The 22,821-nt window shown below is 49.3% G+C and carries 21 protein-coding genes; 2 read left to right on the forward strand and 19 right to left on the reverse strand.

The window, feature by feature from the left end; all coding sequences use genetic code 11:
* Positions 1–12 precede the first annotated feature (12 nt).
* The 4 genes from DESLBE_RS06520 to DESLBE_RS06535 are packed head-to-tail and all read right to left on the reverse strand — an operon-like array spanning position 13 to position 3,698.
* Entirely contained in the window at positions 13–522 is a 510-nt protein-coding gene (locus DESLBE_RS06520; protein ID WP_058491560.1) for a tripartite tricarboxylate transporter TctB family protein, read from the reverse strand.
* A 36-nt stretch (positions 523–558) separates the two neighbouring features.
* Positions 559–1,335 carry an aldolase/citrate lyase family protein gene (locus tag DESLBE_RS06525; RefSeq protein ID WP_144675834.1) on the reverse strand — a complete coding sequence of 259 codons (777 nt, stop codon included), beginning with the start codon at positions 1,333–1,335 and terminating at the stop codon, positions 559–561.
* 20 nt (positions 1,336–1,355) lie between these two features.
* A complete protein-coding gene (eno, locus tag DESLBE_RS06530) occupies positions 1,356–2,669 on the reverse strand; it encodes a phosphopyruvate hydratase (protein ID WP_144675836.1) in 1,314 nt (437 codons plus the stop codon).
* A 12-nt stretch (positions 2,670–2,681) separates the two neighbouring features.
* Positions 2,682–3,698, reverse strand: a complete 1,017-nt coding sequence (locus DESLBE_RS06535; RefSeq protein WP_058491554.1) for an aminoglycoside phosphotransferase family protein — start codon at positions 3,696–3,698, stop codon at positions 2,682–2,684.
* A 287-nt stretch (positions 3,699–3,985) separates the two neighbouring features.
* Here DESLBE_RS06535 and DESLBE_RS06540 point away from each other — a divergent pair, with 287 nt between their 5' ends.
* Positions 3,986–5,218, forward strand: coding sequence for a helix-turn-helix domain-containing protein (locus DESLBE_RS06540; protein ID WP_144675838.1), 1,233 nt, complete (start codon positions 3,986–3,988; stop codon positions 5,216–5,218).
* A 51-nt stretch (positions 5,219–5,269) separates the two neighbouring features.
* Positions 5,270–6,316, forward strand: coding sequence for an MtaA/CmuA family methyltransferase (locus DESLBE_RS06545; RefSeq protein WP_005814073.1), 1,047 nt, complete (start codon positions 5,270–5,272; stop codon positions 6,314–6,316).
* Between the two features lie 163 nt (positions 6,317–6,479).
* Here DESLBE_RS06545 and ald read toward each other — a convergent pair whose 3' ends face one another.
* The 15 genes from ald to DESLBE_RS06620 form a co-directional block, all read right to left on the reverse strand.
* Positions 6,480–7,595 carry an alanine dehydrogenase gene (gene ald / locus DESLBE_RS06550; protein WP_144678627.1) on the reverse strand — a complete coding sequence of 372 codons (1,116 nt, stop codon included), beginning with the start codon at positions 7,593–7,595 and terminating at the stop codon, positions 6,480–6,482.
* 138 nt (positions 7,596–7,733) lie between these two features.
* On the reverse strand, positions 7,734–8,492 hold the full coding sequence (locus DESLBE_RS06555; RefSeq protein WP_144675840.1) for a FadR/GntR family transcriptional regulator: 759 nt from the start codon (positions 8,490–8,492) through the stop codon (positions 7,734–7,736).
* 25 nt (positions 8,493–8,517) lie between these two features.
* The gene (gene sucD, locus DESLBE_RS06560; protein ID WP_018305303.1) at positions 8,518–9,399 is read right to left on the reverse strand and encodes a succinate--CoA ligase subunit alpha; all 882 of its coding nucleotides are present in this window, start codon (positions 9,397–9,399) and stop codon (positions 8,518–8,520) included.
* Positions 9,380–10,552 carry an ATP-grasp domain-containing protein gene (locus DESLBE_RS06565; protein ID WP_018305302.1) on the reverse strand — a complete coding sequence of 391 codons (1,173 nt, stop codon included), beginning with the start codon at positions 10,550–10,552 and terminating at the stop codon, positions 9,380–9,382. The genes sucD and DESLBE_RS06565 overlap by 20 nt, the downstream gene beginning before the upstream one ends.
* 143 nt (positions 10,553–10,695) lie before the next feature.
* Complete coding sequence (locus DESLBE_RS06570; RefSeq protein WP_144675842.1) at positions 10,696–11,757, reverse strand: Gfo/Idh/MocA family oxidoreductase; 1,062 nt, start codon at positions 11,755–11,757, stop codon at positions 10,696–10,698.
* A gap of 36 nt (positions 11,758–11,793) precedes the next feature.
* Positions 11,794–12,312 carry a 4Fe-4S dicluster domain-containing protein gene (locus tag DESLBE_RS06575; RefSeq protein ID WP_144675844.1) on the reverse strand — a complete coding sequence of 173 codons (519 nt, stop codon included), beginning with the start codon at positions 12,310–12,312 and terminating at the stop codon, positions 11,794–11,796.
* Positions 12,313–12,340: 28 nt separating this feature from the next.
* Positions 12,341–13,462 carry a hypothetical protein gene (locus tag DESLBE_RS06580; protein ID WP_011459457.1) on the reverse strand — a complete coding sequence of 374 codons (1,122 nt, stop codon included), beginning with the start codon at positions 13,460–13,462 and terminating at the stop codon, positions 12,341–12,343.
* A gap of 74 nt (positions 13,463–13,536) precedes the next feature.
* Positions 13,537–14,583 (reverse strand): tripartite tricarboxylate transporter substrate-binding protein, encoded by a 1,047-nt coding sequence (locus DESLBE_RS06585; RefSeq protein WP_015943820.1) that lies wholly within the window; start codon positions 14,581–14,583, stop codon positions 13,537–13,539.
* A gap of 129 nt (positions 14,584–14,712) precedes the next feature.
* Entirely contained in the window at positions 14,713–15,273 is a 561-nt protein-coding gene (locus tag DESLBE_RS06590; protein ID WP_005814056.1) for a tripartite tricarboxylate transporter TctB family protein, read from the reverse strand.
* Positions 15,273–16,766 carry a tripartite tricarboxylate transporter permease gene (locus DESLBE_RS06595; RefSeq protein WP_005814055.1) on the reverse strand — a complete coding sequence of 498 codons (1,494 nt, stop codon included), beginning with the start codon at positions 16,764–16,766 and terminating at the stop codon, positions 15,273–15,275. The genes DESLBE_RS06590 and DESLBE_RS06595 overlap by 1 nt, the downstream gene beginning before the upstream one ends.
* Before the next feature lie 24 nt (positions 16,767–16,790).
* Positions 16,791–16,994 carry a ferredoxin family protein gene (locus DESLBE_RS06600; protein WP_015943819.1) on the reverse strand — a complete coding sequence of 68 codons (204 nt, stop codon included), beginning with the start codon at positions 16,992–16,994 and terminating at the stop codon, positions 16,791–16,793.
* A gap of 65 nt (positions 16,995–17,059) precedes the next feature.
* On the reverse strand, positions 17,060–18,730 hold the full coding sequence (locus DESLBE_RS06605; protein ID WP_144675846.1) for an FAD-dependent oxidoreductase: 1,671 nt from the start codon (positions 18,728–18,730) through the stop codon (positions 17,060–17,062).
* A gap of 13 nt (positions 18,731–18,743) precedes the next feature.
* Positions 18,744–20,564, reverse strand: coding sequence for an aldehyde ferredoxin oxidoreductase C-terminal domain-containing protein (locus DESLBE_RS06610; protein WP_144675848.1), 1,821 nt, complete (start codon positions 20,562–20,564; stop codon positions 18,744–18,746).
* Between the two features lie 19 nt (positions 20,565–20,583).
* On the reverse strand, positions 20,584–21,798 hold the full coding sequence (locus DESLBE_RS06615; protein WP_144675850.1) for a 3-hydroxy-3-methylglutaryl-CoA lyase: 1,215 nt from the start codon (positions 21,796–21,798) through the stop codon (positions 20,584–20,586).
* A gap of 20 nt (positions 21,799–21,818) precedes the next feature.
* The gene (locus DESLBE_RS06620; protein WP_144675852.1) at positions 21,819–22,817 is read right to left on the reverse strand and encodes a phosphoglycerate dehydrogenase; all 999 of its coding nucleotides are present in this window, start codon (positions 22,815–22,817) and stop codon (positions 21,819–21,821) included.
* Between the last annotated feature and the right edge of the window lie 4 nt (positions 22,818–22,821).

The raw sequence follows: 22,821 nt of genomic DNA on the forward strand, positions 1-22,821 counted from the left end.
TATCACTCCCTTCTATTCTAAAAATGAGAAAATCCCCAGCGGTAACGGCACATTCAGGAATTTCTCAAAAAGCAAATAGACTGCGGCAAGGAAACCGATGGTAATGAGTGTTGATTTCTTCCAGGTGTGTTTTCCCATAAAACGCAAAACATAGACCATATAAACAGCCATCACCGGTATGGCGCCCACCATCGGGAACAAAATACCTACGACAATAATCAACAAGATCATTAAAAAGACTCGGGACATCTGACTGGCTCTAAAGAGCTTCTCATCATTCTCAGCTTGAAGTTTGAAATATTTCTTATAGATATTCCAAGCAATAATTGCACAGCAGAGCAGCATGGCCATGCCGATCCAGAAAGGCATAAAGCCGGGGCCGGGGCCGAAATTGCTGCTATACTCCAACTGAAGGGAGTTGTAAATGATGAATAACGCCATAAGGGCTAAGATAATAACGGTAATAATCTCACCATTTTTCCTGCTTCCCTTTTTTTCCTCTGCCTGTTGAATAAAAGCCACCTTCTTTCCTTAGATTTTGAGCTTTCCAGATTTCACTCAGGGGTTGAAACCAGGAAGCTCTTTAATCGTTTTAACTCCCTTGGCGGTATAGGTCTGCAGAGCGGCAACATCCCCCGACCACAGCAGCATCCGTGCTCCCCGCTCTACAGCCCAGCCCATTTTGGCAGCATCTGCCGCAGTGAAAAAGCCTTTGACAACTCCCTGCCGGTCGGCGGCCCCATAGACCTTTTCATAGCACTCGTAAACCTTAGGATGTTCGGTTTGTCCGATGATTCCCAGATCATTGGAAAGATCCCGCGGGCCAAAAATTACGGCATCCACTCCCTGGACAGCGAGGATGCTGTCTATATCCTCCACTGCCTTGACATGCTCAATCTGGGCCATAATGAAGATTTCATCATTGCGCTCCTGTACCCATTCCGCCCAGTTAACAGGTTTGAAATCCGTGACAATACTGCCGCCTACTCCTCTTTCCCCCAGGGGAGGGTATTTGGCCAGACGGACGGTCTCTCTCATCGTCTCAGCCGATTGGACACCTGGAATCATAAAACCCTCTGCGCCAATGTACAGTAACCTCTGCACATGGGCCCGATCTACCTGAGGAATCCTGACCAATACAGAGACCCCTGCGTTCTTCGCCACAGAAACCAAGTGATTTATTTCGCGAAATGTGTAGGCCGCGTGCTCGCAATCGACAATGAAATAATCGAGACCGGCTTCGGCGTAGATGCGGACGATATCAGGGTTGTAAACAAGATTGAGCATGGTTCCCACCACGGATTTCCCAGCGCTTAATTTTTTCTTTAAAAACATTCCGTTTTGCCCCCATTACTTTAGTATTGGTTAAATTGGATACCGGCTGCTGCAAACACCCCTTTCGATGGATATCTTGCCGAAGACCCTAAAGCCTCCTCGATGCGCAACACTTCATTCCACTTAGCTGTTCTCTCACTGCGGGCTGCCGACCCTACTTTCAGCTGTCCGGCATTGGTGGCAATGGCAAGATGAACGATGGTACAATCCTCCGTTTCTCCGCTTCTGGCCGATACAACCGGTAAATAACCATGGTTTTGTGTAAATTCGATGGTTTCGATGGTTTCCGTAATCGTTCCGATTTGGTTCATTTTGATCAGAACGGCATTGTCAACCTTCATCTCAACGCCTTTTCTAATGCGCTCTATATTGGTTGTGAACAAGTCGTCCCCGATTAATTGAATTTTTTTACCCAGTTTTTGCGTTAAAAGAAGGTTGCCCTCCCAGTCCAGCTCGCTCATTCCATCTTCTATGGAAATGATGGGGTAGTTATCCACCCAATCAGAGAGCATGCCCACCATCTCTTCCTTGGTCAGAGTTTTCTTTTCCAGCTCAAGGCGGTACGTGCCCCGCTCTGGATCATAAAATTCACTGGAGGCTATATCTAATGCTATCCCCAGATCCTGACCCGGCGTATACCCGGCCAATTCGATACTTTCACAGAGGAGTTTTAGTCCTTCTTCGTTTGATTGGAACCCCGTAGGCCATAAACCACCTTCATCAGCTATAGAGACAGGTTTGCCGGCCCCCTTAAAGATCATCTTAGCGGCGTTATAGACATTGACCACCATCTCATAGCCCTCACTAAAGGTTGAGGCACTGGTTGGGATGACCAGAAAATCCTGAATATCTATGGTGTTGTCGGCATGTGCACCTCCACCTATAATCTGAACCATGGGCACGGGCAGCTTATTCGCCGCCGAACCTCCCAGATATCTGTAAAGAGGTACTTTATAATAATTAGCACCTGCCCAGCAAGCAGCCATAGAACATCCCAGAATCGCATTGGCACCCAGGCGGGATTTGTTAGGGGTCCCATCAATTTCTATCAACCTGCTGTCAATGGCTTTTTGGTCGCGAACATCCATATCCAGAAGCAGCGGTGCCAGCTGTTCATTAACATGATGGATAGCCTTGCTTACACCTTTACCGTCGAAGGTTTCCTCACCGTCTCTTAATTCCACCGCTTCAAAGAGACCTGTGGAGGCGCCGGAGGGGACGATGCCGCGTCCGACTGTTCCATCCTTTAGGGTTATATCAACTTCTACGGTCGGATTAGCCCGGGAATCGAAAACCTGACGTGCCTTAACGCTTTTGATCTTAAACCCTTCCATTCTGTCATCCTCCTAATATTTCTTAGACTTTCTTAATACAGCGGCAAGTTCACTAATAACATCGTCGTAACAGGAACTGTCTTGCTCGATGATTTTAAAGGCAACCGCCCTGACTATGTCCTTATCCAAGCTGTCGGTAATGTACTCGGCAGGTGATTTCCCATCTATACGGGCAAGCATGTGGTAAGCCAGGATTTGTACTGCCTCATGTTCAAATTCCTTAGCATCCGCAAATTCAATCGCTTTAAGATAGCTTTGCGCAATAAAATCCAACATGGTTAGATAGGCGTTATACCACCGGCTGTTTTTTACAGCTTTAAGTACGAAATGGTTTGTGAAGAAAGCAAGATCAAACGCAGGATTACCATAATGGGAAACCTCGAGATCCAGTACATATAAGCGGTCCTGATCGACAAGTATATTTTTGGGACTATAATCTCCATGAACTAAGGCAATTTTTTGATTCATAAGTCGATCCACGATTCTATCCGCATGCTCTTTGAGCTGGGGATGAACTTTAACAACGGTTTCTATATAAGGTTCGATTCTTAAATCATAAAAGAACTTAATTTCTTTAAATTCTTCGGCCACCTGTTGGTCACCGGCAGTTCTGTTATGGATAGCGGATAAAGCTTGGGCCGCCTTTTCGGCGACTGAGAAATCCAACACTCCTTTTAGTAATTGCTCTTTCCACATGGAGCTGCTTCTCGGTGCGGCCTCACGCACCATGATATAGTTTTCTTCATCATAGAAAATTGGCGCAGGCACATACTCTTTAATGATCTTAGAGTAGGTAGTAAGCGCCTTTTGTTCAACCAGCATACGGCTTTGGTCACAAGCCCAATCCGCCGCTACATTGAGCTTTGCCAAGGCCTGTTTGGCAATGATGCTCTTTTTGTCATTTTCAATCATGGCCACCGTGGCGGAAACTCCATTGTTAAAGTATCTGACCGAGTAGTTCTTTCCCTCAATCAGTCCGTTTTTTTGCAAATAATCAAGCAGTTCTCTTTCCCTCGAAATATCATACATAAGCCCTTAAAACCACCATTTCTATGTATATTTCTCATTGATTACCTCACCTTGTCAATCATTATACCTTTGTGAAGTCGTTTACGTACAGGGCTTAAGGAAGACATAATTGTTATTTTTATCAGAAATTTTTGAAATAAATGTGCATATTGCACAAGACAAAATAGACACCAAGTTAAAGATGTCAATTTATTCTAAATTATGAGGATAAAAATAAACAAAATATTGCAATTTCAGTTTATCTTTCTTATACTCAAGATCAGCAGGAAACATTTGGTGGTGATTGTTTGGATATCCTCTGGTACGTTTTGGAAGAGACAATTCAAAAATACAGTTCTTTTTTTGAAGCTACTGCTTACATGCTGGATCGCAACGGTACTGTAGTGATCAGCTCGGACGGCTCTCTTCTTGGCAGCAAGCTGTTTCGCTCCCATCCTCATGCCAATCTTAATCGTGTCATAGAAGGCGGGGCAAAAGAACTGGGGGTTGCTCAGGATTTTCTATACTGTGTCTCCGTTATGCAAAACGACATGTTCTATTGCTATATAGCTGCCAAAAGCGAAAAAGTTGCCGCAGTTTCACTCTGCTGCCAAACAGCCGCCATAGCTGTCGGGGAGCTGCTGGTTGCCAACCCGGACAGGCCATTGCCGGATATACTTAAGGTATCCGAAGGTTCCCGGCACAGTATGCTGGTGGATTCTTTACTGGCCCAACCCTATAATCACCAGAAAACTCTTGCCCTGTTCCAAACCGCTGAGCTGGATGGCACTTTACTGAGGTCAATCATCTGCATTGAAATGGTTTTTCAAACCAATCAATATTTTAATATCAACCTTAACCTTGGCTATCAGCCTATTATTGAAGATGCCCGTTCAAAGATCATTTCTATAGTTGAAGCCAATAAATACTTTAATACACAAGATATCTGTGCCTATCGGGGCGAAAATAAAATTGTCATCGTAAAATCCTTTATCAACAATCATGACATTTCCAAAGTTTATCTGGCCCTGGACAAAATTTGCGAGAGTCTATGCGAGGAATTATCGGGGGCTTATTTATTGGATTTCAAGATCGCCTATGGTAACCTTTACAACACTATCTCCAAGCTTCGCTGCAGCTACGAAGAAGCAAAGGAAATCATCTCCATCGGTAAAATTGAATACCCCGATAAAAACTTTTATAATGTTGACAGTATCATAACCGATATCATTTGCCGCTTTTTGCACCCCCAAGTTGTCAATAAGGTCTTTATCCCTTTGATAAAGCGCCTGACCAACTCCGAAGGGGTTCTGGAACATAACCTTCTTGAGTCCTGCGAAGCGTTTATCGACTCTTGCATGAATCTTAACCGGGCGGCCCATGATATTATGGTTCATCGCAATACTCTCAACAACAGAATCGCCAAACTCAATTCCTTAACAGGACTTGATCCTGCCAACTCCTTTCAGGACGCCTTAATATTAAAATTACTGATTGTTTATCTAAGGCAGCAAAATAACCTGACGATTATTGAACCGTAACCATAGATCTTACTGTTTCGTGCTGTCAGTACAGCAGACTGGAGCGATTTTATGTCATTAGGAGACATGACCCCCAAAGAACGGGTAATGGCAGCCATTTATGATCATGATCTGGACTTTTTTCCGGCAATATGCCCTACATCAGTCGCAAACTTTGAGTGTATGCGACTGACCAATTCATTTTTTCCCAAGGCACACTTTGATGCCCAAAGCATGGCAGATCTTGCCGCATCCGCTCACCATGTATTGGGTTTTGATACGGTAATGCCTTATTTTTCGGTACATCTTGAGGCTGAGGTGCTGGGCTGTACTATATCCTGGGGGGACGGCACCGTTATGCCGGTCATAACTAAACGCCCGTTCGATCGGGTAGAACAGTTTGAACCCCCTGCCAATTTTCTGAATCGTCCCTTATGCAAACAACTTCTTAAGGCTATCCGCTTGTTAAAAAAGCAATCAGGAGGAGAGGTCGGGATCATTGGTAAAGTTGTTGGCCCCTGGAGCCTTGCTTATAATCTTTATGGAGCGGAAAACCTATTGCTCGATACCATACTTGAGCCAAAACGGACCTTTAATTTCATCAATGAATTGTCCAGTATTCCCATTGAGTTCGCCAAAGCTCAATTTGAAGCGGGTGCCGATATGATCACCTGGGCGGATCATGTTACTTCCGACCTGATTAGTGCCAAGTTGTATGAGGAATTCGTCTTGCCAATCCATAAAATTGCCGCAGCTAAACTTGAAAACCGGGGACCGATTATTTTGCATATCTGCGGCAATGTCATGGATCGTTTGGATTTGATCAAAAAGACAGGCTTTAAAATCTTCCATATTGATTCCCGCAACGATATCCAAAAAGCCGTAGAGATCTGCTCTGACAACATTTTGCTTACCGGCAGCATCAATAATCCCTATACCCTTACGAACGGTTCAACCAGTGATGTCAAAAAGGAAGTGCGAAGGAACATCGAACAGGGGATAAAGCTCATTTCGCCGGAATGTGCCATTCCCTTTAAGGTACCCAACGCCAATTTACTCGAATTGGTTAATTCCATACACCGCGCTCCCCTATCGTCCCTTGGCAAAACAAAGTCTTAGCCATGAACGATAGTCAACGAAGTGGAACAAACTCAAAAAGACCTGTAGAAAGCCCCTTCTCAGCAAGGGTTTCCACAGGTCCTTTTCTTATTGCAGGTCACCTTAAACTCTTAAAGATAATTTTGAGGATATTCTTAAAGGATAGCGCCAACTCGTCTTAAGTCTAAAAAAGCCCTTCACTGGGAGTATACTCTAAGCCTTGAACCTCAGCAACCGTCTTAATCGTCAGTTTTCCTTTGTAGGCATTCAGCCCTTTTCTCAGGGCTTCATCTTCAATCATGGCTTTTTCTGCACCCAAATCAGCGATTTTCAAGACATAGGGCAACGTAGCATTGGTTAAAGCCATGGTGGAGGTCCGGGGCACTGCACCCGGCATATTGCCCACTGAATAGTGAATGACATCATGCTTAACGAAATAAGGATTATCAAGGGAGGTAACCCGATCCATACTCTCAATGGCTCCACCCTGGTCAATGGCCACATCGACCAGCACCGCGCCGGGTTTCATGGTTTTGACCATCTCTTCCGTGACCACCTTAGGGGTCCTGGCCCCGGGAATCAACACGGCACCAATGACTAAGTCCGCTCTCTTGACCGCTTTAGCGATATTATAATTATTGGACATCAAAGTGACCACCCGGCCGCCAAAAATATCGTCCAGATAGGCCAGTCTGGCGCCGCTGATATCCAGCACGATAACCTGAGCGCCTAATCCCACAGCGATCTTCACCGCATTAATGCCCACATTACCACCGCCGATGATCACGACCTTAGCCGGTTCCACCCCTGAGACACCGCCCAACAGCATGCCTCTGCCGCCATTGGTCTTTTCCAGCAAGTGGGCCCCTACTTGAATGGCCATGCGGCCGGCTACTTCACTCATCGGTGCCAGCAAAGGCAAGGATTTATTGGGAAGCTCCACTGTTTCATAAGCTATGCCGACGACCTTAGCATCTAAAAGGGCTTGGGTCAGCTCCTGATTCGGTGCCAAATGAAGATAGGTGAAGAGAATTTGATTTTCCCTTAAAAAAGAATACTCCGATTTTAGGGGTTCCTTGACTTTAACGATCATCTCCGCCCGCTCATAGACTTCCTGGGCGGTCTCAAGAATAACGGCGCCGGCCTCTCGATATTCCTCATCTGTAAAACCACTGCCTAAACCCGCCGATTGCTCCAGATAACATGTGTGACCGGCCTTAACCAGAGCGTCAACACCGGCGGGAGGCATGCCTACCCGATTTTCATAGATTTTAATTTCTTTTGGTATGCCAATAATCATTTTACTCACCTTTTTATCCAGTTTCTTTTCTATAAGAAATAACACAACAATCTAATCATATATAATAGAAGAAAAATTGTAAATAGAAACAAAGAGAGTACGGCAAAACTAGAGCCAATAGTCCTGCGGTACTCTCCTTTACCTTAAAGGCAGCCGTTTATAATTTGGGCAACCGGGTACGTTTTGATTGTTCTCCCCCCTTTCCGTCAGGGCAGCGCTCACAGCGTTTTCGATGTCTTTTAGGTGGTTAATCATTCGTTGACAGGCTAATTCGGGATTGCGCTCCCGGATCGCCTCCACAATTTCCTGGTGATCGCGCACCGATAGACGCTGTCGCCCCGGTATCATCAGGACTTTTTCCCGGACCTCACCCAAAAGATCCAGAACATTAATCATGAGCCGGACCAGGACACGGTTTCCGGCAGCTTCACAAATCTTAAGATGGAACTCGGCATCGAATAGGGCCAATTTAGAGTCATTCTCCGAATTTTCAGCACTCCGGACGATATCCTCAAGCTCAGCGATACCCTCATCCGTGGCATTTTGCGTGCACCAAAAGACTGCCTTGCTTTCCAATATGCCCCGGACCTGGAACAGCTCTTCCATGGTTCCCCAGGTTATTTGCAGCAATGATGCCAACCTGCTGATATCGCCCGGTTTATCCGCCACTTCATTGATGAAAGCACCCATCCCGTGCCTGATCGTTACTACGCCAAGACCGGCAAGGGTCTTTAAGGCGTCACGGATCACCGTCCTGCTGACCGAAAACATTTCACACATTTCCCTTTCGGGAGGAAGCTTATCACCGGGCTTCAGATTTCCCGTGTTTAAGGCCTGAATGATTTGACTGACGACACTTTCAGATAAATTTCCATAAGGTTTAAGCGGCATAAACATACAAATCGATCCTTTGATCCTTTTGTTAATCCTTTTGCCTCCACCCGGCCACACTTTCGACCAAATCTTCCAAGCTTACGGCAATTCGTACTCCGGCTTGTCTCAGCTTATCCTCTTTGCTTTGGACTGTTCCTGCACTTCCCTGGATAATCGCACCCGCATGGCCCATTTTTTTGCCGGGGGGAGCGTTACGGCCAGCAATAAAGCAGAAGACCGGTTTTCCATAATCACAGCTTTGCAGGTATTCCGCTGCTTTCTCCTCACGGTTGCCGCCGATTTCCCCCAACATCACGACGGCTTCCGTATCTTGATCCTCTTTAAAGTCTTTTAAAGCGTCGACAAAGTCGGTGCCAATAATCTGGTCCCCGCCAATGCCAATCACCGTGCTTACCCCTAACCCTTTGAACATCAGATTGGAAGCGGTCTCATGACTCAACGTTCCGCTACGGGATATGAGGCCAATCTTCCCTGAGCCGTAAAGGAAACCGGGCATAATCCCTATTTTTACTTTTTCCCGGCAATTAATGACGCCGATCGTATTGGGACCCAGCAGTCTGCATCCCTTTTCCTGGGCCAGAGCTTTTATCTTCATCGTATCCCTAACGGGTATATGCTCCGTTACAATAACGATCAGCGGCACTCCCGCGTCGATTGCTTCAATTGCCGCGCTTAATACAAAGGGAGCCGGTACCATAATCAGGCTGGCGTCAATTTTATGCCTTTCTTTGGCCTCTCGGACCGTATCATAAACGGGAAGACCCCCGACCTGATTCCCCCCTCTGCCGGGGGTTACCCCCGCTACCACTTTAGTGCCATACTCCAGCATGGCTTTTACGTGATAGGAACCCTGCTTCCCGGTCCCCCCCTGGACGATAACATGGGTATCCTTATTGATGATGAGTCCCACCGGCCGTCACCTCCTTCGCCAACACTTGCATTAACAGCCTGATTGCTACATCAGTCGTCTCGAATTTAACCGTCGGAATACCATACCGCTCCAAGATCCGCCAGCCTTCTTCCTGTTCATGACCCCGCATTTTAACAACAATTTTGATATCGGTTGGCTTTTCATCCAGAAAATCCGCCAGCCCCGCGGCCATGGTCAGGCAATTATTGATCCCGCCGAATACATTGATCATGATCCCCCGCAGATTCGGGGTCTCCGTCATCAAAAGCAGGCTTTCTTTCATTCTTTCCCGGGATATCCCGCCGCCAAGATCGATGAAAGCGGCCGGTTTGGCCCCAATCGAATAGACCGCATCCATGGTCGCCATGGATAGCCCGGCTCCCCCGGCGATAATTCCGATATCTCCCCCTTCCTCAATGCTCACATAAGTCACATTTAAATCCCCGGCCCTCTTTTCCAGTGGATTGATCTCCGGGCGGGAAGCATTCCTGATGATTTCACTGCGGAAAGAAGCTTCATCGTCCAGGATCAATTTGGCATCCGCCGCTATGATCTTTCCCTCCCGTGTCATCACCAGCGGATTTATTTCTGCGGTCAGGGCATCCGTTTCCAGAAAAACCCTTACCAGCCTGCCTAAAATATTCTCCAATTCAACAACCTGTCCGCCGCGAAAGCCTGCTCTGCGCCACAAATCCCTTAACCGGTAGCCGAACACCTCCCGCCAGGGATCGATATGCTCTTTGATCAGCAGCTCCGGGTTGGCTGCCGCCAAGCTCTCAATTTCCATCCCGCCTTGGGCCGATACCATCATAACGGGTTTCCCTTCAGTAAAGTCCATGGTAATGCTGGCATAAACCTCCCGGGCAATCTCAATCTGCTCTTCTATCAACAGCTTTTTGACTTGCTCGCCATGGTGCTCCTTGCCCAAAATTTGGGCCGCTGCCTTTGCGGCTGCTTCAGGGTCAGCTGCCGGAAGAATTAATCCCGCTTTGCCACGCCCGCCTGCCATGACCTGCGCTTTTACTACAACCGGTTTGCCGATTCCGGCACAGATCATTCCGGCTTCAGCAGGGTTGGTAGCTATGCCGTTTTGCCCAAGGGGTATGCCATACTTACTAAAAACCTCTTTGGCTTCATATTCATAAAGGTACATCGTTTTCTCCCCTTCTGCGGATCCTTAACTCTACCGGACACTTTGCACTTATAACTTTACATTTATAGCTCTGCATTTATATAACTGCGTTTATATGTAAGAAGGGGAACGAAGCCGTTCCCTTTCTTGGTCCGTGTCCGGCCTTAACCGATTATCTCCGCAATTTCTACCGGCCTTTTCTCGTGAACGGATTTTACCGCAGCCAAAACCACCGCTAAATTCCGCAGGGAGGCTTCCGCACCGATCTCGGTCTCTCCCCCGTTGCGGATAACGTCCGCAACTTCTTCCACTTCCACCCGCAAGTGATCCACCGACTCGAAATCCACTTTGACATCCCGCAGAATCCGATTGTCGGGATCATCGCTCATGCTGGCGAATTCCCGTTTGATCAGGGTTGAGTGTTCGTCAGTGACATCCGAATTGCTCCACCAGCTGAAATCCAGCTGATAAAACAGGTTGGCCTTGGTGCCGTAAACATTGATGGAGAATACGCCCGGGCAGGCCCAATTGGTTCCTAAATAAGCCTGTTTTCCATCTTCAAACTCCAGCAGGGTTTGATTTACCGTGATATTTTCCACCTCGGTATACATTGGTTTCCCGAAGTTAAAGACTCTGGCCACCGGTCCCAGCAGAAATTGCAGATTATCAATCTGGTGAACCCCCAGCTGGGTGAGGGGACCGCCGGGTGCCGTGGCGGGCTCTCCCCGCCAGTTCCCTTTTTTCAGCTCCAGACCCCGTTCATTGGAGAAAACGGCTTCAATGGAAGATACTTCGCCGATTTCCTTGGTATCAATCATCTCTTTCATTTTGCGCAAAGCGCCTAAGCGGCGGGAACTGTGACCGCAGAGAAACTTAACGCCTGTTTCTTTAATGACTTGATCAATACGTTGGGCATGATCCAGGGATACGGAAATCGGCTTTTCCACATAGATATGTTTGCCGGCGCGGGCACACTGCTCAATCACTTCGGCATGCTTGTCGTTGGGAACCGTTATGATGACCATCTCTACATCTTCACGGGCCAGCAGGGCTTCCATAGTGGCGTCACCGGCGCAGTTATAGCGTTTGCCGAACTTCTCCCTTTTGTCTTCTGTCCGGGAATAACAGGTAACAAGCTTTAATTTTTCACTCTTCGTATAGGCATCGGCCATAACATAGGCCCACCGTCCTAAACCGATTGCCGCAACTCCAACTGGATTGTACATAAAAGGACCTCCTTAAATTTCACATTGAATTTTGTCTTATCTTACTATTCTTGTTCCATATAATCTCAGATAAAGGTCATTGACGATCTGCTCTTCCGGCAGCGCATAATGCTTGCCGTCAAAACTTTCGTTATTGGTAACTGCCAGCGCACCGGAAGCGCAAACTCTCGCGCACTCCGGCTCCCCCCCGCAGCGGTCGCAGAACATGGGCAGGTTGGATACCGGATGATAGGCGATAGAATTCCCCGGGCAGGCCCTTCTGCATCTCTGACAATCAATACCCCGGCTCCTGAAGCAAAACCCTTCTTGAACTCTGACAATGCCTTCCTCGTCCGCCCACAAGGCCTTATCCGCAGCCGGGCAAGCCTGAACACAGGGATGATCCGAACACTGGTGGCAAAAAACCGGAATATCAAGGGGCCCCGTTCCAACCTGCCAAACTCTGATCGAAGCTGTTTCCGTCCAAAAGGCTGCTTCCTTTTTTAACGCACAAGCCAATTCACAAGCCCTGCACCCTGTACAAAGATCATAGCGTATGTGCAACTGTTTCGGCATTCTTCTTACCCCCGTTGTCCAAAGTTATTTAACCGGTAAACTCGGCAATCATGATGCCGCTGCCGGCCCTGTCTGTTAAATAAAGCAAACCGTTTTGACCGACAAAGACATCATTGACCTGAGTGGGAGGCATACCGGCAACCGGCGGCGGTATGAGCCGATCCATCTCCTTAGGCCGGCAGGGGTCGCTGATATCGACAACTCTTAACCCGCCGCCAAACCAGGTAACAAAAATTATTTCATCGCTTTGCCAGGAACCGGGGCGGTTTTCATGAAGATTATGCGGTCCGAACCGGGGCCCGTATCTCCCATAATCTTCATTCTCCACATAGAACTCGGACAGCACCCTGGGGTTCTTATCATCTTTGATGTCCAGGATTCTGACAGCCTTAAGAGATTCTTCTCCGGGCAGTCCTTTCGCCTCATCCGTTACCACAAGCAGATTGCGCCGGGGAAGCGGAAGCCCTGTGTGGGTATGCCCTCCCCTTTCCGGACCCCAATTGATGCTGCCCGCCACTTGCGGATTTGAGATTTGAGATATATCCAAAATATACATTCCGGCATCCCACATTCCCAAATAAGCCCGGTCCTTATGCACCATGGCATGATGCAGCTTGTACTTCAGTCCCTGGGGTTGATCCGGTTTTTCTCCCCCTGCCGTCCACAGGCCCGGATACCACCAACGCCCGACCTCTTGGGGATGGGCCGGATCCTTAATGTCCACAATCAGCAGCATCCGGTCACTGAACCCTTCCGGCACCGCCGTGACAAAGATATAAGGCTCCTCCCCGCTATACCAGGTGCGGTGAACCCCTTGTCCGCCCACATGGTAATAGGCAATCTCCCGCGGGTTTTTCGGGTCCTGCAGACTATAGATTGAAAATCCGAGCCTTTCGGCAGGTTTCCCCGTACGGCATTCATAGTTGATAATCATCAGGTCATCCACAATTTGGACTTTTGAGCAAAGAGCGTTTTTGTAAGCCGGCATTTCCCCGCACACCAGGGGAAGAGACGGATTGGTAACATCGACAATGATGGTACCGATCCCTGGAACCATGTTTCCCACGTACAAATAGTCTTTGTATTTCATAACCTGCATGGTTTTGCCATGCCCCTGAAGGCTGTTTTGTCCTATCAGTTTAAGCGCCATGTTCAGTCCCCCCTGCCTTTGCTTTCAACCTGGCCCTTGGCTTTATAAGTTTGTAATGTCCCAATACTGTACCCTTATTTTGTTGCCTCAACAGCGGCTTTTAAGATGGGTACAATATTTTTGCCGGCTTCGGCAATAATCTCCACCTTACCCTGTTCTTCATCGCCCTTCAGGGGTACGATGGGCAATCCGGTCTGTTCCGCCTTAGCCTGCAATTCCGGATCGTTTAAGGCCTGGAAGATTGCTTCCCGTAAGGCTATGGTAGCTTCTTCATCCATATTGGGCGGTCCAAAGAAACTTCTGTGCATCTCGAGCATATTGACGATTGCCTGCAAGGACGCCTTCCCTGTTTCATCTTGAACCGCTTCAAGGGCTGTCGGCACCTCCGGGTACTCCGGCATTCTTTCCGGCGCAATAATCAGGATAGGGCGCTTATCTCCTTCTTTAATCATGGTGACTGCATCCATAGCGGCTGTGATATGTCCGTCGCCGTCCCCTTTGACCACGGCCAGGGCCGTATCGGCATTCCCTTCGTAACCAGTGATTGCTTTAAGCCCGAAGCCAAGACTATTGGCGATGACCGCCATGGTGAAAAAGTCTTCATCCGTACCTTGAGTAGGGAACTTAAAGTCACGTCCTAAGTCAGCTATATCCTCTATGCTTTTAATACTGCTGTTTCCCCCAACCGTCAGTATCCTCGCCTCAGTGGAGGCTCTTCCGAGATAAGTGAATTGAGTTGCGTCATACTTCACCCCTTCACCCTCGGAAAGCTGGGATAAAATAATTGTAGGTATACTGGTAAAAGCAATGGTCAACCCGTCAGGTTTGGCGTTCCATAGATCGTTAATACCGATAACCCCGCCGGCACCTGTAATATTCTTGACAATAATATTTTTTGCCCCGGAATATTTCTGAATATATGGGACAATCATCCTGGCGTAGGTATCCATTCCCTTGCCGGCAGTGTTAGGTACAATCAGAGTAATCGTTTTTCCCTCATAAAAAAGTTTCTCTCCTCCCGCAGGAGCTGTGGAACCGGCAGAACTGCTGCAGCCTGCAATACTGCTGACTAACAACGCCACAACCATGAACACTACAAACCATTTAGATCTTTTTAGCATCGCTCTTGACCCTCCTAAATTTTACTCTTGGATTCTTTGATGAAGATCATTCCCCACACTGAACCTTTTTTCACCCGGATATCCCTTCCCACAGGCAAGCTTTCGATTCAATCCCGTCTGATCACCTCCCTATCGGAATAACAATGTCAGCAGCAAACCCTCGTACATCTCCCGCTGCAAAAGCAGAACAAACAATACATACAGCACGATTGTGTTTATAGCGGCGAAACACGCCGCGACATGCCACTTCATCTTAGTAATCAAGAGGAGATATCCGAGGACAAACACGCACATCGCCGGTATAAGCCCAATCAGAAGAATCAGGAGCAAGATGATCACCAGCCAGGATAACGCCACCCATTGTGAACCTCCGGCCTGCTTCTTCCCGCCCGTTACCCCAATGGTTTCCTTTTTCTCGTCTTCAATTGTTATCCCGCTTTGAGAAGATTTGAATAAATCGGCCGGATTGACATTCAAATCGAGTTTTGTATTCGTATTCTGGATGATGAACTGGAGCAGGATCAAGAACAACGATGCAATCGCCACGGGTACCGGTATCATCCTGGCCCTTGATCCATAATCAAAGGACACCACCAGAAAGCCAACAAATATCAGGAACAAGATAATCGCTACAATATTTTCCTGTGTCCTTTGACTCACTGCCCGCTTACTCACTTTCAGATTGCTCATCAGCTTGCCCCTCCTGTCGTAGCTGATTTCCGCCACCGCTTAATAAACGGGTAGGCGGTTGTAACGATAATGATAAGCAGCATGATAAATGTGACCGGTCTGGTAATAAAGAAGGTGTTTCCATAAAGGGTGAGAGATATATGCATATAGCGCTCTATCATCATGCCGAGAACCATCCCAATCACCAGATCCGCTCTTGAATACTTGTACTTATCCAGGAAATAACCGATAACCCCGAAAACCGCAGTAACAACTACATCCCCAAACCTTCCCCGGATCGAGTATGCCCCTATGAAGCAAACGGCCAGAATCACCGGGATCAGGATATTGTGGGGAAGCATCGTCAATTTGGTTAACTTTTGCGCTATCCCCAAACCTACTCCCGTCGTTAAAATATTGGCAAAAACGATAATCCAAACCATCGCAAAAACGACGCTTAAATTCGTGGTCAGCAATTCCCGGCCCGGTTGAATACCCATGGTAAGAAAGGCGGACAGAAGAATGGTCATGCTCTCTCCCCCCGGCACACCGAACCCCAGAGTGGGGATCAAGCCCCCGCCCTCGTTGGCTGCATTGGTGGCTTCCGGGGCAATAACGCCTTCAACCATGCCGGTACCGAACTTTTCCGGATGCTTGGATGTTTGCACCGCTTGTCCATAAGCCGCTATACCCCCTACACTGGCGCCGACCCCCGGCAGTACGCCAATAAAAAGCCCCAGGATGCTTGATGAAATGACTAAGCGCCAGTGCCTGAAAACGTCTTTAACCCCGTCCCAGACCGTACATTTATTTTCCACGGTGGACAGCTGGGCGATGGTTTCACCTTTAACATAGAGCTTAATCATCTGCGACACCGCGAACAAGCCGATTACCGCTACTGAAAAGTCGATTCCGTCGAGCAAAAAGAGCAGGTCAAAGGTATATCTGGCGGTGCTCGTCACAGGGTCCATTCCTATAAAGGAAATCAAAAGTCCCAGGCCGGCGGCGACCAATCCTTTGAGCACGGAACCCTCACTGAAGATGGCAATGATGGTAAGCCCCCACACCGCCATCATGAAATATTCCGAAGGGCCCAGGGCCAGCATAACGGCCCTCATAAAGGGCAGGGAAAAGGTCAGAAAAACCGCTCCGATAATTCCGCCGAGCAGGGAAGCCATCGCTGCCGCTCCTAAGGCCCGGGAACCTTCACCCCTTTGGGACATGGGATAGCCGTCAAAACAGATCGTCACACTTTTGGCGGCACCCGGAACATTAAATAAAATCCCGCTGATTGAACTCCCGAAAATTGTTGCGATGTGTGCTCCCAACAGCAGGGCCAAAGCTGCCGTAGGTTCCAGCCCGAAGGTAAACGGCAGGAGCAACGCCATGGCCACAATCCCGCCGAGCCCCGGCAGAAAGCCAATCACCAATCCGAACGCCACCCCGATTGTCATATACAGCATGGCTTGAAATGTAAAAAGTGATAAAAGCCCGTCCAGTGAAGCCTGTAACATAACATCCCTCCTTTTCTATTCTTCTTATAAGGCAACTAAAGGGAACACAATCTTAATGCAATCTTTAGGACAATCCATGCGACAGGCTCCACATAACCAGCATTCTTCCGGATATCTAACTACCGGCATTTTTGTCCTTTCATCCATAAAAATCAGATCTCCCGGGCAATTCTTTTCACAAAGACCACACCCATTGCAACGGATATAGTCGATTTTAACTGGCTGCACCCTGCACCCTCCTCTCTGGGCGTAAATCAATGAAACAGATCAATGAAACAAGTCTCTTCCGGAAGTCAGCTGTCGGCGGGAACATAATGAACCTGCAGCTCTCCGTCCCGGCAGGTCAGGTGAGTTGACTTATGCCACTCCGCCCGGGTCTCCGGATAATCGCGGCGATAATGTGACAAGCCAAAACGGCTTTCTGTCCTGGTCATGGCCCCGAAAGCAATACCCTTGCTGATTAAAAGAAGATCTCTCAGCTCATGAATTCTCATCAGATCGTGTCCATTCTCTGCTTTAACCAGACCGAAGGTTTCCTGCAGCTTATTCAATTCCTGCCAGCCGGTTTTCAGACCTTCCGCCGACCGGTTGATGCTGAGATAATCGCTCATAATCTGACGCAGCTTGTCTTCCGCTTCCTGATAGGTGTAATCTCCCCTGCTTTGATAAGGGGCGTAGACGGTTTGTTTTAATTCGGCAATCTGTTCCGGGGAGGGTTCGGCCCCTTTCCTGTTCTGCAGCGCGTACTGAGCGGCCTCGGCCCCTGCCGATTGCCCGAAGCACATGGAGCCGGCCAAACTGCCGATTCCTACGGCGCAGGCCCCGCCGGCGAAAAGGCCGGGCAGGGTTGTGCGGCAGCACTCATCCACGAAAATTCCGCTGACCGAACCCAGGAAGGCAGGATGCTGCCCTTCGCTGATTTGTATTTCCATCAGGTCCACACCAGGGTCGATGCCCTTTTGTTCACAATAATCCATGAAGGTATTCTTATCCACGGGCAGCAGATGCTCAAGCAGGTGCTTTTTATCCTTTTCCGAAAGATGCCTGACATCAAAATAGCATGGCCCCCGGCCCTCCTGCTCCTCTATATAAGTCCCCCATGGCATGGCCCAGCGGGGTCCCTGCTCCCCCTTTTCGTGGTATTTAAAGACGTAGCGCTCGCCCTTGGCATTGACCAGGTGTCCCCCCATCCCGACCACAGCGTTCAACGCAGAAGCGCTGAAATTCTTCGGCGTAATCGTATAGTTGACAAATTCAAGATTTTTCACCTCGCCGCCCGCCCGTAGGGTCATCGCCTGGGCGGTCCCGGTATTGTACGGACTATGCCAGGTATTGAAGGCCATTCCCGACGGATTTTCATACATTCTGGTTGCATTGCCTGTGGCCAGAACAACCACTTTGGCCTGAAACACATAAAAATCTCCCGTTCTGATGTGAAAACCAACCGCCCCCACCGCCCTGCCTTCCTTTACCAACAGATCGGTTATAGCGATTTGAGCATAAAGCTTTACCCCGGCCTGCTCTGCTTTCTTGGAAACCATGGGTTTCAAGGCTCGTCCGTCAAAATTGATAAAATAATCTCCCGGCTGGGCAAAGGAGCGGGTGCGGATATACTCTTTATGTCCGGGATCTTTCATGGGAATTCCCATTTCTTCCAATTCTTTGACCAGGGATTTGATCCTTCGCACAAAAACCTTGTCCGCAATCTTAATGTCGCTCAGGCCCTGGGTAAGACGCTTATACCATTGGAGAAAAACCTCAGGGGTATCCCAATCCGGACCGGACTCCAGGACTGCCAGAAAGTGATCGTTCCCCGCCGCGCCACAGCCGCTGCGATAAATTCCGCCCTTGTCCACCAGGGCCACTTCCTGACCGGTCTTGCGCGCCTCCAGGGCTGCCATTGTCCCTGCCGAACCGCCCCCTACCACTAAAACATCTGTTTTAATCCAGCATTCATTCTTCACACTTATTCTCCCCTTAGTTACCTTTCAATACATCATTGGACTGAGCCCGGCGGGAACTCTCCATAACAGGCATGGCAAACTCCAGCCCGTGCTCCTTAAGGGCCTCCGGAGTCGGAAATCCCTCGGCATCACAGCCCAGCTCCCCATACCATGCTTTTCTGTCCATGGAAAACTGCTCCCGCGGGTATACCTGCCCTGCTCCAATCCCCGTAGTCAGTTTGTCCACGTGAACTCTTTCCGGCAGGACATCGTCACGTAAAGGAAGCAACCCTTCCCGAATGTTATAAGCCTGGGCCAGCAGCAAAATCCGCTTAGCGGTCAATGGCCAGTCCCCGGCCTGCAGCTGCCAGTCCGTCACGGCATTCAGCAGCTTCAGATAAACCTCCGGTTTAATCATCCGCCTTTGCCAGGTGCAGGCCGTCAACAGATCTGCCCAGGTCCGCTGTTGGGTATGCTCCGCTTTTCCTCCGAAATGATGGGCAGGCCCTTTATCGGAGACGGCATACTGCAGCCCCTGCTTATGATCGGCCTGGGGTGTAAAACAGGCGAATTCACGCCCTTTCACCTGCATAGCATAATGCTCGGATCCGCCGCCGATCTTTGCGGCAGCCTTTTTTACCCCTTCCGCGAAGAGGGCTCCGATGCCTTCCCGGTTAAGAATCCTGCGCCAAAGAGCAAGGACTCCTTCCACATTCCCCCAGCTGAGATCAATCCCCTCAAATTTTGCCTCAGGGAGCAACCCATTTTCATAACACTCCATAGCAAAGCCGGTGATGTTGCCGAGAGAGGTACTGTCAAAGCCATACTCGTCCGCCCAGCGCGTCAGGTATACCATAGCATTCAAATCATTGACCAGAATTCCCGACCCCATGGTAGCCGCTGCTTCAAGATCCGGGCAGACCACATTTCCTGAAAATTCCCCTTCCCGCACCACGCCCAAAGGCATACAGCCCATTGGGCAGCCAAAACACCCCCTCGATCTGGCGCGGCACAGCCTTTCGTAGGCCAGCCCGCCGATCTTGTGGATCTCCGGCCAATGTCCTTCCCGGTAATTGGCCACATCCAGATGCCCTTCATCAGAATGAGGCATATTGGTCATGCTGCCCCCCCAGCGCATCAGATCATAGGTGCGCCTTATGGTTGTCCGGCTGTCTTTGAGTATTTTTTCCATTTCATTTCTAATCGGAATGGCCTGGGACGGATTATGTACAGGAAGGGCCATGGTTCCCCTCACGGCAACCGCCTTTAAATTCTTCGACCCCCAGACCGCCCCGCCGCCGCCCCGGGCAGCCGAACGGAACATCTCCTGCTGTACTGAAGCATAAGGAATCATCTTCTCTCCCGCGGGGCCGATGTTCAGTATCCTCACCCGGCTGTCTTTCAGTTCTTGCCTTAACTGTTTTTCCGCCGCGAAAGTGGTCAGTCCCCATAGGTGTGAGGCATCCCGGAACTGAACGGCACCGTCTTCGATCAAAAGATAGACCGGTCTTTCCGATCTGCCGGTGATCATCAAACCTTCCCACCCTGCAGACCTGAGCTCCTGACCCCACTGTGCCCCGGTGATCGAGTAATTCAGGGTGTTGGTCTGAGGGGACTTGAACACGAGGCAGGTATGGGCTCCCCCGGGCGCTATACCGGTAAGAGGCCCGGTTAACAAATAGAGCTCGGCTTCCGGTGCCAAAGGATCGATTCCCTTAGGCGTCCTCTCCCACAGCAAGCGGATTCCCAAGCCGCGCCCGCCAATAAAATCATGGGCCCACTTCGGATCTATGGCATATTGTCCATGAGTTTGTGTGGTCAGATTCACTTCCATGATCCGGTGCGTAAAAACCATATCCATCCTCCTGAAGACTTTAACGGTCCAATACCTGGCGTGCGATCACCAAGAACTCCTCGTCTTCAAGCCAGTTGCGTTTGGCGATCCCGGCAGCTTTGGTGCGCGCAACAATTTCCTGTACCTGCTCTTCATTGGCCTTTAATCCTGCTGCTTCAAGCTTCATCAGAACAGATTCCTTGCCGCTCTTCTTGCCCATGACGATTTTCATTTTTTGGCCCACAAAATCCGGCATAAATGGGAAAACAGCCGTCGGGTAATCTTCCAGAACTTTCATTCCCAAGCCAATCTCCCGGGTAAAAGGCAGCAGCCCGACCACCGGCTTGTTTTGGGCCAGGGTCTTGCCGGACATCCTTTGCACTTCCTGGGAAAGCTCACTCAGTTTCTGGAAGTTGAATTTGGGCAGCTCTATGCCATAGAGCAGCTTTAAGCCCAGAGCTATCTCTTCCAGAGCAGTATTTCCGGTCCGCTCGCCCAGACCGTTGATGCAGCTGTGCACGACCTGCACACCTTCCTCCACCGCGGCGAAGGTCGTAGCTGTGCCCAGCCCGAAATCGTTGTGGGTATGAACTTCCAGGGGCAGAGCGATGGTTTCCCTGACCTGCCTGACCAGAAAACGCATGGCGGTGGGAGTGATCGAACCTGTGGTATCGACGACCGTTACCGAATCCGGTTTGGCTTGAGTTGTTACATTGGTCAGAAGCCGCTTGAGAAAAGGAAGTTCCGCTCTGGTCGTATCAAAGGGGAAATAGTTGACAAACAGCCCCTTTTCCTTGGCGTAATTGATGGTATTGATGACGGCTTCGGTCAGGCTTTCTTCCGTCCACTTACTGGCAAATTGATATTTAAGCTTCGGATAGCCGCTGGGCGCTTCCAGAACGATCCCATTTGCTCCGCAATCTACGGCCCGATCCACATCCTCCCGCATCGCCCGGCAGAATACCATAATCTTGGGTCCCAAATTGCGTTTGGCGATCTCCTCAATCGCTTGGGCATCATCTTTGGATACCGCCGGCATGCCGGCCTCAATCCGGTCAACTCCCACTTCGGCCAGCAATTCCGCAATTCTTACTTTATCCTCTTTGCCGAACACCACGCCGGGAGTCTGTTCCCCATCCCGCAGCGTCGCGTCGTGTATCTCAATCTTTTGGGGAAGGTGCAAATCCTTGACTACTTCTTCGTGGTAATTGTATTCGCTTACCCACCAATCCTTCGTCCACCACTTTCCGTTCACCGGAGTCCCTCCTTTGCTTTTTAGTTCGTCTTAATGACCGATAGTGGTTCTTTTCCTGCCAAAACCCGGACAATGCTCTCCGCCACGATTTCACTGACGGCTCCCATTGCCCCTTCTGTATAGGCGCCCATATGCGGCGCTACAATAACATTGTCCAATTCAAAAAACGGTGACTGCCGGGGCGGCTCTGTGGCAAAGACATCCAAAGCGGCTCCCGCTATCCTTTTTTCCTTCAGCAGATCATAGAGGGCTGTTTCGTCAACCACGCCTCCTCTGCTCGTATTGATGAGAAAGGCTGTGGGGCGCATTTTTTCCAGCAAACTGCGGTCGATGATATTTTTTGTGCTCTCCAGGAGGGGCAAATGGACGGAAATATAATCCGCCTCGGACATAATTTCCTCCAAAGTCGCAGCCCTCACCCGGTATTCCTTTTCAAATTGACTGTCATGGACCAGGTCATAGCCCAAGATGTTCATATCAAATCCGCTCGCCCTGCGGATCACTCCTTTGCCGATCTGTCCCAGCCCTAAAACGCCCAGGGTTTTGCCGTAAACATCTTTGCCCATGACAGTGCCCCAGAAGCCGTCCCGCGTACGCTTATCTGCCGAAACAATCTGCCTGGCCAGACTAAGCATAAAGCCGAAGGCCAGATCGGCAACTGAATTGGCGTTGGTCCCGGGGGCGTTGGCTACGGTAATTCCCCTGGCAGCAGCCGCTTTTAAGTCAATGCTGTCCACACCGGTACCATGTTTGATGATCAGCTTCAGATTGGGGGCGGCTTCCAGGTCCTCGGCGTATACTTTGTTAATACCCACCACCCAGACATGAGCTTCAGCCAAAACAGCTTTAAAGTCCTCCCTTTCGCGCAGTCCGTTGGGAGGAATCATGACCAGCCGACAACCCTTCTTTTCTAAAATGCCGGCAGCTTGAGGCGAATATTTTGTAAATGTCGGAGAAGTTGATAATACCGTGTATTGAGCCACTGCCCATCCTTCTTTCTTCATTAGTCGTTTCTTCATTAGT

Origin of the sequence: Desulfitobacterium sp. LBE (assembly GCF_007830365.1) — a bacterium.
Lineage (GTDB): Bacteria > Bacillota > Desulfitobacteriia > Desulfitobacteriales > Desulfitobacteriaceae > Desulfitobacterium > Desulfitobacterium hafniense.